The sequence below is a fragment of the Pantoea sp. BJFS-204 genome, from assembly GCF_049310725.1.
Classification (GTDB): domain Bacteria; phylum Pseudomonadota; class Gammaproteobacteria; order Enterobacterales; family Enterobacteriaceae; genus Pantoea; species Pantoea agglomerans.
Window position 1 is genome coordinate 41386 of record NZ_JBMOWE010000003.1, and the last position, 15867, is coordinate 57252.

16 protein-coding genes are annotated in these 15867 nt (G+C 57.1%); 3 read left to right on the forward strand and 13 right to left on the reverse strand.

Annotated elements, in window-relative coordinates; all coding sequences use genetic code 11:
- Nucleotides 1–94: 94 nt before the first annotated feature.
- Nucleotides 95–2656, forward strand: coding sequence for a DNA mismatch repair protein MutS (gene mutS, locus ACO6VX_RS11335; RefSeq protein ID WP_422458134.1), 2562 nt, complete (start codon nucleotides 95–97; stop codon nucleotides 2654–2656).
- A gap of 139 nt (nucleotides 2657–2795) precedes the next feature.
- Here mutS and rpoS read toward each other — a convergent pair whose 3' ends face one another.
- The 13 genes from rpoS to cysG all read right to left on the reverse strand — a co-directional run bounded on the left by rpoS (nucleotide 2796) and on the right by cysG (nucleotide 14168).
- Complete coding sequence (rpoS, locus tag ACO6VX_RS11340; protein ID WP_003849090.1) at nucleotides 2796–3788, reverse strand: RNA polymerase sigma factor RpoS; 993 nt, start codon at nucleotides 3786–3788, stop codon at nucleotides 2796–2798.
- Nucleotides 3789–3845: 57 nt separating this feature from the next.
- Nucleotides 3846–4946 carry a murein hydrolase activator NlpD gene (nlpD, locus tag ACO6VX_RS11345; protein ID WP_010248535.1) on the reverse strand — a complete coding sequence of 367 codons (1101 nt, stop codon included), beginning with the start codon at nucleotides 4944–4946 and terminating at the stop codon, nucleotides 3846–3848.
- A gap of 162 nt (nucleotides 4947–5108) precedes the next feature.
- Complete coding sequence (locus ACO6VX_RS11350; RefSeq protein ID WP_010248537.1) at nucleotides 5109–5735, reverse strand: protein-L-isoaspartate(D-aspartate) O-methyltransferase; 627 nt, start codon at nucleotides 5733–5735, stop codon at nucleotides 5109–5111.
- Nucleotides 5729–6490 (reverse strand): 5'/3'-nucleotidase SurE, encoded by a 762-nt coding sequence (surE, locus tag ACO6VX_RS11355; RefSeq protein WP_003849099.1) that lies wholly within the window; start codon nucleotides 6488–6490, stop codon nucleotides 5729–5731. The genes ACO6VX_RS11350 and surE overlap by 7 nt, the downstream gene beginning before the upstream one ends.
- 191 nt (nucleotides 6491–6681) lie before the next feature.
- Nucleotides 6682–7722, reverse strand: a complete 1041-nt coding sequence (gene truD, locus ACO6VX_RS11360; RefSeq protein ID WP_187484744.1) for a tRNA pseudouridine(13) synthase TruD — start codon at nucleotides 7720–7722, stop codon at nucleotides 6682–6684.
- Complete coding sequence (gene ispF, locus ACO6VX_RS11365; RefSeq protein ID WP_010248541.1) at nucleotides 7719–8201, reverse strand: 2-C-methyl-D-erythritol 2,4-cyclodiphosphate synthase; 483 nt, start codon at nucleotides 8199–8201, stop codon at nucleotides 7719–7721. The genes truD and ispF overlap by 4 nt, the downstream gene beginning before the upstream one ends.
- Nucleotides 8201–8917, reverse strand: coding sequence for a 2-C-methyl-D-erythritol 4-phosphate cytidylyltransferase (gene ispD, locus ACO6VX_RS11370; RefSeq protein ID WP_031593988.1), 717 nt, complete (start codon nucleotides 8915–8917; stop codon nucleotides 8201–8203). Before ispD ends, ispF begins: the two co-directional genes overlap by 1 nt.
- Nucleotides 8918–8920: 3 nt before the next feature.
- Nucleotides 8921–9238, reverse strand: coding sequence for a cell division protein FtsB (gene ftsB / locus ACO6VX_RS11375; RefSeq protein ID WP_010248545.1), 318 nt, complete (start codon nucleotides 9236–9238; stop codon nucleotides 8921–8923).
- Nucleotides 9239–9415: 177 nt separating this feature from the next.
- The gene (locus tag ACO6VX_RS11380; protein ID WP_010248547.1) at nucleotides 9416–9736 is read right to left on the reverse strand and encodes a DUF3561 family protein; all 321 of its coding nucleotides are present in this window, start codon (nucleotides 9734–9736) and stop codon (nucleotides 9416–9418) included.
- Nucleotides 9737–9790: 54 nt separating this feature from the next.
- Entirely contained in the window at nucleotides 9791–10396 is a 606-nt protein-coding gene (gene cysC / locus ACO6VX_RS11385) for an adenylyl-sulfate kinase (protein ID WP_013358869.1), read from the reverse strand.
- Nucleotides 10396–11823, reverse strand: coding sequence for a sulfate adenylyltransferase subunit CysN (cysN, locus tag ACO6VX_RS11390; protein ID WP_010248552.1), 1428 nt, complete (start codon nucleotides 11821–11823; stop codon nucleotides 10396–10398). The genes cysC and cysN overlap by 1 nt, the downstream gene beginning before the upstream one ends.
- A gap of 11 nt (nucleotides 11824–11834) precedes the next feature.
- On the reverse strand, nucleotides 11835–12743 hold the full coding sequence (cysD, locus tag ACO6VX_RS11395) for a sulfate adenylyltransferase subunit CysD (RefSeq protein WP_010248554.1): 909 nt from the start codon (nucleotides 12741–12743) through the stop codon (nucleotides 11835–11837).
- Nucleotides 12744–12752: 9 nt separating this feature from the next.
- Complete coding sequence (cysG, locus tag ACO6VX_RS11400; RefSeq protein ID WP_422431809.1) at nucleotides 12753–14168, reverse strand: siroheme synthase CysG; 1416 nt, start codon at nucleotides 14166–14168, stop codon at nucleotides 12753–12755.
- A gap of 363 nt (nucleotides 14169–14531) precedes the next feature.
- On the opposite strand from cysG, the gene ACO6VX_RS11405 reads away from it, so the two are divergent.
- On the forward strand, nucleotides 14532–15545 hold the full coding sequence (locus ACO6VX_RS11405) for an aminopeptidase (protein WP_010672132.1): 1014 nt from the start codon (nucleotides 14532–14534) through the stop codon (nucleotides 15543–15545).
- A gap of 9 nt (nucleotides 15546–15554) precedes the next feature.
- Complete coding sequence (locus ACO6VX_RS11410; RefSeq protein ID WP_010248560.1) at nucleotides 15555–15839, forward strand: YciI family protein; 285 nt, start codon at nucleotides 15555–15557, stop codon at nucleotides 15837–15839.
- The last annotated feature ends 28 nt before the right edge of the window (nucleotides 15840–15867 follow it).

Here is a 15867-nt window from a genome sequence, read left to right on the forward strand (position 1 = left end):
TATCATCTGATTATCCTGCGCGCCTGGAATCCCTTTCGGTTTCATGGGCGTTGACCGCCAGAAATTTACCGCATTAAAAATGAGCTAAAACCTTATGCAAGAGCCAACCGAAAAGGACTTTCCTTCCCATACGCCGATGATGCAGCAGTACCTGCGCCTCAAGGTGGAGCATCCTGACATTCTGCTGTTTTACCGTATGGGTGACTTCTACGAGCTGTTTTATGACGACGCAAAACGTGCCTCGCAGCTGCTGGAGATTTCACTCACCAAGCGCGGTGCGTCAGCGGGCGAACCGATCCCGATGGCGGGTGTGCCCTATCATGCGGTTGAAGGTTACCTGGCTAAACTGGTGCAGTTGGGTGAATCCGTTGCCATCTGCGAGCAGATAGGCGATCCGGCGCTGAGCAAAGGCCCGGTCGAACGCAAAGTGGTGCGCATCGTTACCCCGGGCACCATCAGTGATGAGGCGCTGTTGCAGGAGCGACACGACAATCTGCTGGCGGCGATCGTGCAAAGCCCGCGCGGTTTTGGCTACGCCACGCTGGATATCAGCTCAGGCCGTTTTCGCCTCAGCGAACCTGCCGATGCTGAAACCATGGCGGCAGAACTGCAGCGCACCAATCCGGCGGAGCTGCTCTACCCCGAAGAATTCCAGGCGATGTCGCTGATCGATCAGCGACGCGGCCTGCGACGCCGTCCGCTGTGGGAGTTTGAGATCGACACCGCACGCCAGCAGCTGAACCTGCAGTTCGGCACCCGCGATCTCAATGGCTTCGGCGTGGAGAATGCGCACCTCGGACTGAGCGCGGCGGGCTGCCTGCTGCAGTATGTTAAAGATACCCAGCGCACCACGCTGCCCCACATCCGCTCGCTGAGCATGGAGCGGCAGCAGGACAGCATCATCATGGATGCGGCCACCCGCCGTAATCTGGAGATCACCCAGAACCTGGCAGGCGGCACCGACAACACCTTAGCGGCGGTGCTGGATAAAACGGTCACCCCGATGGGTAGCCGGATGCTGAAACGCTGGCTGCATATGCCGCTGCGCGATGCGCGCATTATTAACCAGCGTCAGGAGTCGATTGCTGAGCTGCAAAATCTCAGCGACGTGCTGCAACCGGTGCTGCGTCAGGTCGGCGATCTGGAGCGAATCCTGGCTCGCCTGGCCCTGCGCACCGCACGTCCGCGCGATCTGGCTCGCATGCGTCATGCGTTTCAGCAACTGCCGGAACTTAACCAGCTGCTGGCCGATGTTGAGGCGCCCCAGTTGCAGAAGCTGCGCACGCAGATGGGCGAGTTCACTGCGTTACGTGAGCTGCTGGAACAGGCGGTGATTGAGTCACCGCCGGTGCTGATCCGCGACGGCGGAGTGATTGCGCCCGGCTACAACGCGGAGCTGGATGAGTGGCGTGCACTGGCAGATGGCGCAACCGACTATCTTGACCGGCTGGAGATCCGCGAACGCGAGAAGCTGGGACTGGATACCCTGAAGGTCGGCTTTAACGGCGTGCATGGTTATTACATTCAGGTGAGCCGCGGACAGAGCCATCAGGTACCGATGCACTATGTCCGTCGTCAGACCCTGAAAAATGCTGAACGCTATATCATTCCGGAGCTGAAAGAGTACGAAGACAAAGTACTCACCTCCAAGGGTAAAGCGCTGTCGCTGGAAAAAAGCCTGTATGAAGCGCTGTTCGATCAGTTGCTGCCGCATCTTGAAGCGCTGCAGCTGAGTGCCGCCGCGCTGGCAGAGCTGGATGTGTTAAGCAACCTGGCAGAACGTGCCTGGTCCCTGAACTATTGCCGCCCGGTATTGCAGGATAAAGCCGGGATTAAAATCAGCGGCGGACGCCATCCGGTGGTGGAACAGGTTCTGAAAGAGCCGTTTATTGCCAACCCACTGTCACTGGCATCCCAGCGCAGAATGCTGATTATTACCGGCCCCAACATGGGCGGTAAAAGTACCTATATGCGCCAGGCGGCACTGATTGCGCTGATGGCATGGATTGGCAGTTTTGTTCCTGCCGATGAGACGCTGATTGGCCCGCTGGATCGCATCTTTACCCGTGTCGGTGCCGCTGACGATCTCGCCTCCGGGCGCTCGACCTTTATGGTTGAGATGACCGAAACCGCTAACATCCTGCACAACGCCACCGAAAACAGCCTGGTGCTGATGGATGAGATTGGACGCGGAACATCCACCTACGACGGTTTATCGCTCGCCTGGGCCTGCGCCGAAAACCTGGCGAACCGCATCAAGGCGATGACGCTGTTTGCCACCCATTACTTCGAGCTGACAACCCTGCCGGAAAAAATGGAAGGCGTGGTCAACGTCCATCTGGATGCCGTTGAGCATGGCGACACGATCGCCTTTATGCACAGCGTCCAGGAGGGTGCGGCAAGTAAGAGCTATGGTCTGGCGGTGGCGGCGCTGGCCGGCGTACCCAAAGAGGTGATTAAGCGGGCACGCAATAAGCTGAAGGAACTTGAGACCGTTTCAAACCACTCCGCGTCATCGACGGTCGATGGCTCTCAGCTGCCGCTGCTGGTTGAAGAGACCTCGCCTGCCATGGAGGCGCTTGAGGCGCTGGATCCCGATACGCTGACACCGCGTCAGGCACTCGACTGGATTTATCGTCTTAAATCGCTGGTCTGATATTACATCCCTTACATCGCACCGCGTTAATGCGCGGTGCGATGCTTGCTCGCCCGCAAATCACTTTTCTGCAGACATAAAAAAAGCGATGGTTTTCACCATCGCTTTTCGCATTCAAACTCAGATTTACTGTTAACGATTATTCACGAAACAGTGCTTCAATGCTGAGGCCCTGCGCCTGCAGGATTTCACGCAGACGGCGTAAACCTTCAACCTGAATCTGGCGTACACGCTCGCGGGTTAAGCCGATTTCACGACCCACATCCTCAAGTGTTGCCGCTTCATAGCCCAACAGGCCGAAACGACGTGCCAGCACTTCACGCTGCTTGGCGTTCAGTTCGAACAGCCATTTAACGATGCTTTGTTTCATATCATCGTCCTGCGTGGTGTCTTCCGGTCCGTTGTCTTTCTCATCGGCCAGAATATCCAGCAGCGCTTTTTCAGAATCACCGCCTAATGGCGTATCAACCGAGGTAATGCGTTCGTTAAGACGTAACATGCGGCTTACGTCATCAACCGGTTTATCAAGCTGCTCTGCGATCTCTTCCGCACTCGGCTCATGGTCGAGCTTGTGGGAAAGTTCACGCGCAGTACGCAGATAAACATTCAGTTCTTTCACAATGTGAATCGGCAGACGGATGGTACGGGTTTGATTCATGATCGCCCGTTCAATAGTCTGACGAATCCACCAGGTGGCGTACGTTGAGAAACGGAACCCGCGCTCCGGGTCAAATTTCTCTACGGCGCGAATCAGGCCGAGGTTACCTTCTTCAATCAGGTCCAGCAGAGCTAAACCACGATTGCTGTAACGACGAGCGATTTTCACCACCAGGCGTAAGTTACTTTCGATCATACGGCGACGGGAAGGGATATCACCCCGCAATGCACGGCGAGCGAAGAAGACTTCTTCCTCTGCCGTTAACAACGGAGAATAGCCAATCTCCCCGAGATAGAGCTGCGTCGCATCTAACACACGTTGCGTCGCACCCTGTGATAGCAACTCTTCTTCCGCTACGTCGCTATCACTGGCTTCATTTTCAACGAGTGCCTTCTCGTCAAAAATTTCAGCTCCGTTCTCATCGAATTCCGCGTTCTCATGTAACTCGTTTACTTTCAGCGTATTCTGGCTCATAAGCGGCTCCTACCCGTGATTCCAGGGCAGAACATAAACCTGTTTTGTTCTGCCGGATTATCGCTGCGGTAAATAACGCAACGGGTTTACGGATTTCCCCTTGTAACGAATTTCAAAGTGTAATCTGACTGAACTGGTTCCGGTGCTACCCATGGTAGCGATCTTTTGCCCCGCCTTAACTTCCTGTTGTTCCCGGACCAGCATTGTATCGTTGTGGGCGTAGGCGCTCAGGTAATCATCGTTGTGTTTAATGATGATTAAATTACCGTAACCCCGGAGTGCGTTACCTGCGTAAACCACTCGTCCTGAAGCAGTGGCGACCACAGATTGTCCGCGCGTCCCGGCGATATCGATACCTTTATTGCCACCTTCGGCGGCAGAGAAGTTATCGATGATCTTCCCGTCAGTCGGCCAGCGCCAGCTTCCGACCGGCGTTGAACTGTTGGTTGTACTGCTAACCGTTGGGGGTGCGGTAACGACTGGAGCTGTTGTCGTTGCAACATTTGCTCCATTCGAAGGCAACATTTTGCTGCCACCCGAATTACCTGAATCATCAGAATACGTAATAACAGGTTGCTGTGCAACAGCAGGCGATTTAATTTGTGGCGCCGCCGGAACGCCGCCCTGCGTTGCATCAGCAACGGTAATGGGATTGCCGCCAGTAATCGGCTGACCCGACCCATTGCCAATCTGCAAAGTTTGTCCGACATTCAGGCCATATGGCGCCGGAACATTGTTGCGCTGGGCTAAATCACGGAAATCGTTGCCGGTAATCCAGGCGATGTAAAACAATGTGTCGCCACGCTTAACGGTATAAGTTTCACCGGAGTAGCTACCCTTAGGAATGTTCTGATAACTGCGATTGTAAACAATCCGGCCATTCTGCGTCTCAACATTGCTGTTGGTACTAATCATTCCACCACTAGCGGGGGCAGATGCTGAATTTTTGCTTAACATTTGTCCCTGGGCTGGCGTGGCAGGAACGCCGCCTGAACTCATGTCTGCTCCAGACTGGTTAGTGTTCATGCCACCATTGTCGCCAACGCGACTGATGGGTGCCTGTGAGTTGTCGCTGGAGCTACAGCCTGCCAGCCAAAAACCTACCAGTGAAAGCGCCGCCAGACGGCGTAACTGAAAAAGTGTGCTTCCCGTGCTCATTAATCCCCCGTGATGGCAACTCTGATCTATCTGTTTCACTGTATCTGCCAGCAGGATACTCTGCGCGGCGCGATAAAATCTGCGTTTTCGATGAATAAACTGGATAGTAACAACATCAGGTACGTGGTGCTATGAAACAGTTGTGAAGAAATACGAAGAGGGTCAGGCCAGATCGCCCTGCACCAGCGGGACAAAACGCACTGGTTCGATGGTCTCTTCCATCACCTCTTCGCCCTGACGACGCAGGCGCTTCAGTACCTGCTGATCTTCACCAACCGGCAGCACCATGATGCCGCCTTCTGCCAGTTGTGCTATCAGCGCAATCGGAATTTCAGGCGGTGCAGCCGTGACGATGATGGCATCGAAGGGGCCACGTGAAGGCCAGCCCTGCCAGCCATCACCATGACGGGTTGAGACATTATGCAGATCCAGCTGTTTCAGACGGCGCTTGGCCTGCCACTGCAGCCCTTTAATGCGTTCCACTGAATAAACATGGTCCACCAGATGGGCAAGAATCGCCGTCTGATAACCTGAACCCGTACCAATCTCCAGCACACGCGAATGCGGATTAAGTCCAAGCAGCGCAGTCATCCGCGCGACCATGTAGGGCTGTGATATCGTCTGACCGGAGCCGATGGGCAAGGCAACATTGTCCCAGGCTTTATGCTCGAACGCTTCGTCGATAAAACGTTCGCGCGGCACCTCGCTGATGGCTTTCAGCAGGTTTTCATCATCGATGCCCTGCTGACGCAGTTGTGACAGCAACGTCTCAATACGCCGATTCACCATGCCAGGTTCACCTCAGCTTTAGCCAGCCAGTCACTGAGCACGTTCTGCGCGCTGTGCGCCGTTAAATCGACATGGAGTGCCGTGACAGAGACGTAGCCCTGATCCACGGCGGCGAAGTCCGTATCCGGGCCCGCATCCAGTTTTTCGCCTGGCGGACCAATCCAGTAGAGTGTATTGCCACGCGGATCCTGCTGCGCAATCACCTGATCCGCCGGATGGCGACTGCCACAGCGCGTCACGCGGATGCCTTTGAGTTCTGACAACGGCAGATCGGGAACGTTGATGTTGAGAATGCGGCCGGTGCGCAGCGGTTCATGCGTCAGCGCCCTGAGGAGCGCGCAGGTCACGGCCGCCGCGGTGGCGTAATGCTGATGGCCGTTGAGCGAAACCGCGATAGCCGGCAAGCCAAGGTGTCGCCCTTCCATCGCTGCCGCCACCGTGCCGGAGTAGATCACATCATCGCCCAGATTGGGGCCGGCATTGATGCCCGACACCACAATGTCGGGACGCGGCTGCATCAGCGCATTCACCCCCAGATAGACGCAGTCGGTCGGCGTCCCCATCTGGACGGCGATATCGCCGTTTTCATGGGTGAAGGTGCGCAGAGGCGTTTCCAGCGTTAATGAGTTCGAGGCACCGCTTCGGTTACGATCGGGGGCAACAACCTGCACGTCAGCAATCTGCCGCAGGGCTTTCGCCAGAGTCTGAATGCCTGGCGCATGAATGCCGTCATCGTTACTGAGCAATATCCGCATTTCGTTCTGACCTTTTTTTATTCGACTGGTCGCCGTGACGGAACCTGTTTTAACGGCATGGCAACAGGTGAGGAATAGACGGCGATTTTTGCATTCTAGCGAGGCGCGCAAGGAAGTGGTAGGCGTAAATCACACGACGGTGGGGGTTTGCCGCAACATTACCCACACTGCGGGTCAGGTTGCGGCGAAGATTACTCATCAATCTGATCGGGCGAGTCCGCGTGGGTCAGCAGCTCCCGGACCACGCTGGTGGCAAAGCTGCCCGCTGGCAGCCAGAATGCCAGTTCCAGCGTGACATCATCCCACCAGCTCCACTGCATATCGCGCGGCACCACCAGCATGGCACGGCGTGCAGCATCAACCTTCTCACGTTCAATCAGTCCCAGCAGCAGCGTCTCATCAGCCAGCGCCTGCTGTTCAAAGGCCAGCGCGTCAGCCTGCGGGCCAGGCTCGCCCCGTCCCGGCAGCGGCGCGGTGATGCGCAGCTCATGCTGATCAACCCGGCGCTGTGACTCTGCCAGTTCATCAGGCTGGGCGACAAACCAGCTGCCTCGTCCGGTCAGCTGCAACGCATCGCCGTTGAGCACCTGAGTCAGCCCACCCTGCTGTTGCAGACGCGCACTGGTCACCTGATTAAACAGCGCACTGCGCGCGGCAGAGAGCATCAGGCTGCGCTTGTTGCGGTCGCGAATAATGATCTCATTGCTCGCCCACTTTTCTGCCATCACCAGGTTATTGCCGCCGCGACCAAAACGCTGTTCACCAAAATAGTTCGGCACGCCCGCATCGCGAATCTGCGCCAGACGCGTTTCAACCGCATCACGGTCACTGATCTGGCGGATGATCAGCCGGAACGCGTTCCCCGCCAGTGCGCCGATGCGCAGCTTACGTTTGTGACGCACTGCCTGCAGAATCTCGACCCCTTCCAGCTCAAAACCGCGCAGATCGGGCATCGCATTACCCGGCAGGCGAAAACAGAGAGTCTGTTCCGTCACCGCATGGCGATCTTTCATTCCGGCATAACTCATGTCGCGCTGATGAATACCGAGATACTTCGCCAGTGCCTCAGCCACAAAGCGGGTATTGGCCCCCACTTTACGGATGCGCACCAGCAGGTGCTCACCTTCACCATCCGCGCCATAACCGAGATCTTCAACTACCACGAAATCTTCCGGATTGGCTTTGATCACGCCGGAGGCCACGGGTGTGCCGTGCAGGTAATTCAGCATCATTGGCTGTCAGCTTTCAGGACTAACGCCACCGCTTCACAGGCGATGCCTTCGCCGCGCCCGGTAAAGCCCAGCTTCTCGGTGGTGGTCGCTTTGACGTTGACCGCATCCATATGGCAGCCCAGATCTTCTGCAATATTGATCCGCATCTGTGGCACGTGCGGCAGCATTTTCGGTGCCTGAGCAATAATCGTGACGTCGACATTACCGATGCGATAGCCTTTGGCTTCGATACGGCGCCAGGCCTCACGCAGCAGGCCGCGGCTGTCCGCCCCTTTAAAGGCCGGATCGGTGTCAGGAAACAGCTTGCCGATATCGCCCATCGCCACTGCGCCCAGCAGCGCGTCAGTCAGCGCATGCAGCGCCACATCGCCATCCGAATGGGCGATAAAACCCTGCTCAAACGGGATCCGCACACCGCCAATCACTAACGGACCCTCTCCGCCAAAGGCGTGAACGTCAAAACCGTGACCGATACGCATCATGCGCTCTCCTTTAATTGAATCTGACTCAGATAAAAAGCCGCCAGCGCCAGATCTTCTGGCCGGGTGACTTTGATGTTATCACTGCGTCCGCTGACTAACAGCGGGTGGTAGCCGCAATACTCCAGCGCCGAGGCTTCATCGGTGATGGTCGCGCCTTCTGCCAGCGCCCGCGTCAGGCAGGCGGTGAGCAGCGCATGAGGGAAAAATTGCGGCGTTAAGGCGTGCCAGAGATCGTCGCGCTCTACGGTATGGGCCACCGCGGCTTTGCCCGGCTCGCCCCGTTTCATGGTGTCACGCACTGGCGCGGCCAGAATCCCGCCAACGTGGCTCTTTTCACGCACGTTGAGCAGTTGCTGGAGATCGTCGGGATGCAGACAGGGACGCGCGGCGTCATGGACCAGCACCCAGGCGGAACCCTGTGCAGCCTGCAATCCGGCCAGCACCGATTCGGCGCGGGTCTCTCCGCCTGTCACCCTGAGCACGCGCGGATCGCGTGCCAGCGGCAGTGAAGCGAAGTGCTGGTCATCAGGACTGAGGGCGACAATCACCTGTTTGATAGCGGGATGGGAAAACAGACGCGCAATGCTGTGTTCCAGAAGGGTGTGCTGACCAATCGTCAGATACTGCTTCGGACAGGTTGCCTGCATGCGGCTGCCGATCCCGGCAGCGGGCACCACGGCAATCACATCCGCAAGGGAGGCCAGAGTGTTCATGTTTTATCGTTGTTGGTTAAGCGCTGCTTGTTGCGCGTTGCGTTTGTTCTGGTCAGGCACCAGACGATAGAAAGTCTCACCGGGCTTAATCATGCCCAGTTCATTGCGTGCACGCTCCTCGATCGCTTCCGAGCCGCCATTGAGATCGTCAATTTCGGCAAACAGCTGATCGTTTCGCGATTTCAGTTTGGCATTGTTTGCCTGTTGCACCGCGACATCATCATTGACGCGCGTATAGTCATGGATGCCATTTTTCCCCAGCCACAACGAATATTGCAGCCAGCCAAGCAGCACCAATAACAGTAACGTCAGTTTTCCCATCCCGCCCCCTAAAAACGGCCCAATCATCCCATAACTTTGCACAGGACTCCACACCAGCGGAGAAAATGGCGCGCTTTGCTGCGCGTCTGCGCAAAATATGAATCAGTACCGATTCAGACGGGAAAAGATTTGTAACCTGCCGATGCGTTTGCACATCAGCGCGGGCGCACTGAGGGCTTACCAGCCAGAGAGAAAAGAGAACATTAACCAGAAGAGCGTGACCACCATGATCACCGTGGCGAGCGCGGCCCACAGCCACTGTCCACTCAGCAGCGTATTCAGCGCGATACCCGTGACCACCGCAACCGGCAGCAGCGCCAGAAAGAATGGCCAGGTATAAAGAAAGAAGAACAGCGTGTTAGAGCCGAACAGCAGGAAAGGAATCGCCAGCGCGCACCAGTAAGCGAGAAAGCCGATAACGCCGCCCGGCAGCAATGAGCGCGGCTCATCCGGGGAGGAGTCATCTTTTCGGGCGAGCATTGGGGTAATGTTCTGCATAGGCATCCTGTTGGCGCGAGGGCGGCAAATCAGAAACGATTTGCCGCTGTCTCTTCAGGATCTGATGATATCGCGGTCACGCAGCAGGTCTAACAATTGGGCGGCCAGTTTTGTAACCAATTGTTCGCCATCCAGCTGGATTTCCGGGCTATCGGGCGCCTCATAGACGCTGTCGATGCCGGTGAAATTACGCAGTTCACCGGCCCGCGCTTTGCGATACAACCCTTTCGGATCACGCGCTTCACACACGGCTAACGGCGTATCGACAAATACCTCGATAAACTGTCCCGGCTCCAGCAGATCGCGCACCATCTGACGCTCGGCGCGATGCGGCGAAATAAAGGCAGTGAGCACCACGAGTCCGGCATCCACCATCAGTTTCGCCACTTCACCGACGCGACGGATATTCTCTTTACGGTCATCATCGCTGAAACCGAGGTCACGACAGAGGCCGTGACGCACATTATCACCATCCAGCAGATAGGTGCTGACGCCGATGCGGTGCAGCGCCTGCTCCAGCGCACCGGCAACGGTGGATTTCCCCGAGCCCGAAAGCCCGGTGAACCACAGCACCACGCCCTGATGGCCATGCTGCTGTTCGCGAGAGGCGCGTGTCACCGGATGATCATGCCACACCACATTATCGTCGTGCTGAGCCATTACTGACCGCCCAGCAGGTCGCGCGCATTCCAGTGTGGGAAGTGGCGGCGCACCAGCGCATTCAGTTCCAGCTCAAACGCGCTGAACTCGCCGGTATTAACCGGGGCATCATGGTTTGGCTGATGGATCATGCCGGCACCCACGGTGACGTTGCTCAGGCGATCGATAAAGATCATGCCGCCGGTTACCGGGTTCTGCTGATAGCTGTCGAGCACCATCGGTTCGTCAAAGGTGATCTCAATGCGACCGATACCGTTCAGCGGCAGCGTATCGACCTGGCGCGTCTCCAGTGAGTTGATCTCGACCTGATGCAGCACCTTCTCTACCCGGCCACGGGTTTTCTTACCGGCGATTTTCAGGTCATAACTCTGACCGGCCTGCAGCGGCTGCTCTGCCATCCAGACCACGTCAACGCTGGCAGACTGAACCGCTGCCAGCTCTTCACTGGCATCCACCAGCAGATCGCCACGGCTGATATCAATCTCATCCTGCAGCACCAGGGTAATCGCTTCGCCTGCACCCGCTTCCTGCAGATCGCCATCGAAGGTCACAATGCGGGCAATGGTCGACTCCACGCCAGAAGGCAGCACTTTAACGCGCTGGCCTACCTGCACGCTGCCCGACGCCAGAGTGCCGGCATAGCCACGAAAATCGAGGTTCGGACGGTTGACATACTGCACCGGGAAACGCATCGGCTGATGATCGACGACGCGCTTCAGCTCCACGGTCTCCAGCACATCCAGCAGCGTCGGGCCGCTATACCACGGCATGGTCTGACTGGCAGAGGCGACGTTATCCCCTTCCAGCGCCGACATCGGCACAAAGCGGATATCGAGGTCTTCCGGCAGCTGCGCAGCAAAGTCGAGGTAATCCTGTTTGATCTGCTCGAAGCGCTCCTGGTTGTACTCCACCAGATCCATCTTATTGATCGCCACCACCAGGTGTTTGATCCCCAGCAGCGTCGAGATAAAGCTGTGGCGGCGGGTCTGATCCAGTACGCCTTTACGCGCATCGATCAGCAGGATCGCCAGATCGCAGGTTGACGCACCGGTCGCCATGTTACGGGTGTACTGCTCATGTCCCGGCGTGTCGGCGATAATAAATTTACGCTTTTCGGTCGAGAAGTAGCGGTAGGCCACATCAATGGTAATGCCCTGCTCACGCTCAGCCTGCAGACCATCTACCAGCAGCGCCAGATCGAGCTTCTCGCCCTGGGTGCCGTGACGTTTGCTGTCGTTGTGCAGCGACGAGAGCTGATCTTCATAGATCTGACGGGTGTCGTGTAGCAGACGTCCAATCAGGGTACTTTTTCCGTCGTCAACGCTGCCGCAGGTCAGAAAACGCAGCAGGCTCTTGTGTTGTTGCGTGGTCAGCCAGGCTTCAACGCCGCCCTGGTCGGCAATCTGTTGTGCAATTACGGTATTCATCTGGCGTCTCCTTAGAAATAACCCTGACGTTTTTTCAGTTCCATCGAACCGGACTGATCGCGATCGATCATGCGGCCCTGACGCTCGCTGGTGGTGGAAACCAGCATCTCTTCGATGATCTCCGGCAGCGTCTGCGCCTCGGACTCTACCGCGCCGGTCAGCGGCCAGCAGCCGAGCGTACGGAAACGGACCATCCGTTCGGTGATCTCTTCACCCGGCTGCAGGTTGATGCGATCGTCATCGATCATCATCAGCATGCCATCACGCTCCAGCACCGGACGCGGTGCGGCGAGATAGAGCGGCACAATCTCGATGTTTTCCAGGAAGATGTACTGCCAGATATCCAGTTCGGTCCAGTTCGACAGCGGGAAGACGCGGATGCTTTCACCCTTGTTGATCTGACCGTTGTAGTTGTGCCACAGCTCAGGGCGCTGGTTTTTCGGATCCCAGCGATGGAAGCGGTCACGGAATGAGTAGATACGCTCTTTGGCGCGTGACTTCTCTTCATCACGACGTGCGCCGCCAAAGGCTGCATCAAAACCATATTTGTTCAGCGCCTGCTTCAGCCCTTCGGTTTTCATGATGTCAGTGTGTTTGGCACTGCCGTGAACAAAGGGGTTGATGCCCATCGCCACGCCTTCCGGGTTGCGGTGAACCAGCAACTCTGCACCCATCGCTTTCACGGTGCGGTCGCGAAATTCGTACATTTCACGGAATTTCCAGCCGGTATCCACATGCAGCAACGGGAAGGGTAGCGTGCCTGGGTAGAAGGCTTTACGCGCCAGATGGAGCATGACCGAGGAGTCTTTGCCGATGGAATACATCATCACCGGATTGCTGAACTCCGCCGCCACTTCGCGAATGATGTGGATACTCTCCGCCTCCAGCTGACGCAGATGAGTGAGTCGTTTTTGGTCCATGATTTTCCCTCAAGCCAGATTGACAACGGCGGACTCGCGAGCCCCCTGCTGTGCTGAATGTTTAAACCAGGCGAGTTGCCCGTGCAGATTAACCACCTCTCCGATCACCAGCAGCGCCGGAGTGGGTGCCGAGGCGGCCAGCGCCTCAAGTTGTTCCAAGGTGCCGGTCAGCACCTGTTGATCCTGACGGGTGCCGCGACTGATCACCGCCACCGGCGTTGATGGCGCGCGACCGTGCTGAATCAGCGCCTCGCTGATGGCAGCGGCTTTAACGGTTCCCATGTAGATAGCCAGCGTCTGACGCGCACGCGCCAGCGATGGCCAGTCAATGTCATCCCCATCGGGACGGCAGTGACCGGTAATAAACATCACGCTCTGCGCGTAGTCGCGGTGGGTCAGCGGAATACCGGCATAGGCCGTCGCACCGGCAGCCGCGGTGACGCCCGGCACCACCTGGAACGGCACACCCGCCTGCTGAGCCGCCTGCAGCTCTTCGCCGCCGCGGCCAAAGATAAAGGGATCGCCGCCCTTGAGGCGCACGACGCGCTTGCCTTTCAGCGCCAGTGAAACCAGCATCTGATTGATCTCTTCCTGCGGCAACGTGTGCGCGCTGGCCCGTTTGCCGACGCAGATGCGATCGGCATCGCGGCGCACCAGATCCAGCACCTCTTCGCTGACCAGATGGTCGTAGAGCACCACATCGGCTAACTGCATCACCTGCAGGCCACGCAGCGTCAGCAGACCGCTGTCGCCCGGCCCGGCGCCCACCAGAAAGATCTCGCCCTGACGGGTCGGCTCTTCCTGCAGTTCGCGGTCCAGCGTGCGTTTCGCCTCTTCGACGTTACCGGCAGACATCTCACTGGCGAACCGGCCGTCGAAAGCGCGTTCCCAGAAGCGCCGACGGTCAGACATGCGGCTGAAGCGCTGTTTGACTTTATCGCGCCAGAGTCCGGCCACTTCAGCCATCTGACCCAGACTGGCAGGCAGCAGCGTTTCGATTTTTTCGCGCAGCATGCGTGCCAGCACCGGTGCGGTGCCGCTGGAGGAGATCGCCACCACCAGCGGTGAGCGGTCAACAATCGAGGGGAAGATAAAGGTGCATTTTGGCTGGTCATCCACCACGTTAACCAGCTTATGCCGCGCGTTGGCGGCTTCAAACACCTGGCTGTTGAGATGGTTGTCGTCGGTGGCGGCAATCACCAGGAAAACGCCATCCAGCTGGGCCGGGTCAAATTCGGTCGCCAGCCACTCCAGCTCCTGCTTATCCAGCAGTGCCTGCAGTTCAGGGCAGAGTTCACGAGATGCGATCAGAATGCGCGCGCGTGCACGGCGCAGCAGTTCAATTTTTCGCGCCGCAATATCTCCCCCGCCGACAACCAGAACCGGGCGGCCAGAAAGATCGGCAAAAAGAGGCAAATAGTCCACGTTAACCCTGATGTTTTAACTTTGTATTAACGCGACTATACGTCGCTGAGTTTATCCAGATGAAATTACGAATTGGAATGAGTAGTTACCGAATGGAATAACGACGCCGCAAAGCACAGAACAATTTGGTCTTAACAGATGAAATTTAATGGCTTTTTCGTGAACAGGCTCACATATTGAAAGCCACACCTGCGGCAGCAAAAGCAGATAAGTGCCAGCGATAATGGTCCGTTACGCCTTTCGGTAGTGACAGCGCCCGATTCCACTAACAAAGTCACGGGACAAAAAGGATATAATGCGCGCGGCATGGCTGGCCCTGGCCCCCATGCGGAACGGCTCCCGAATAATGAAAAAGGATGCACTATGTTTTATTCCCTCCGCTTGAGGGTAGCGACAATTTTATTTGGCGCACTCATTTCTCCGCTGGCTCTGGCCACTCCGCCTGGCCAGTTTGCCGAACAGCAGGTCCGGCACATCGCCACCTTGTTTCCTGGCCGGATGAGCGGCAGCCCGGCTGAGCTGATGGCAGCCGACTACCTGCAACAGCAATTTACCGCGCTGGGGTATAAGACCAATACCCGCCAGTTCAGGACCGGCTATAAGTGGCAGGAAGAGGACGGCACGCAGCGCTGGCATAAGCTCACGGCAACCTCGGTGATTGCCGCGCGTGCAGGCAGCGTGCCGCAGGAGATTCTGATCGTGGCACATCTGGATACCTGGACGCCGCAAAATAGCAGCCAGGCCCAGCACAACCTGGGCGGCTTACGCCTGCAGGGCGTCGATGATAATGCATCGGGTCTTGGCGTGATGCTGGAGCTGGCGCAGCAGCTGAGCCGCAAACCGCTGCACTACGGCATACGCTTTGTGGCGCTGAGCGCCGGAGAGGCAGATCTGCACGGCATGGATGATTATGTTGAGCGGATGAGCACGCGTGAGAAGAAGAATACCCTGCTGGTCATCGATCTGAATAGCCTGATCACCGGCGATCATCTCTATTTTAACAGCGGCATGAATACGCCCCGGGCGGTGCGCAAGCAGACCAGCGAACGAGCCCTGTTACTGGCACGCCAGCAGGGCATTCCCGCCGCCAGTCATCAGCTGAACCGTAAAGATTTTGACGCTCTTAATGCCTTCGACAAGGCGGGCTTTCCGCTGCTGGATGTGACCGCCAGCAACTGGACGCTGGGTAATAAAGATGGTGCGCTGCAGCGTCATCGTAGTCCCCACTTTCCTGATGGCGTTACCCGCCATCAGACTGACCTGGATAATCTGAGCTATCTCGACCGCTGGCTGCCGGGGCAGATAACCTTGCGAACCCGCGACAGCGTTCGCGTGCTACTGCCGCTGCTCAGTGAACTGACCAACCCCAAAGTGTAAGGATCTGACATGTACGTGGTCTTTCTGAATTACGTTCGTCCGGTAGAAGAAGTTGAAGCGCTGCTGGCAGCCCATATCGAATGGCTGGATCGCTATTTTGACGCGGGCTTTTTTATTGCAGCGGGACGTAAAGATCCGCGCACGGGCGGCATGTTACTGGTCAGGGAGATGGAACGAGAAGAGCTGGATGCAATTTTAGCGGAAGATCCGTTTGTCACGGTGGCAGAGTATGAGGTGACGAAAGTGAATGTGACCCGTGCAGCAGAGGCGTTTGCCGGATTAAAAGGCGCTTAGCTTTCCGCCTGACTGCAGCCAAAAACTT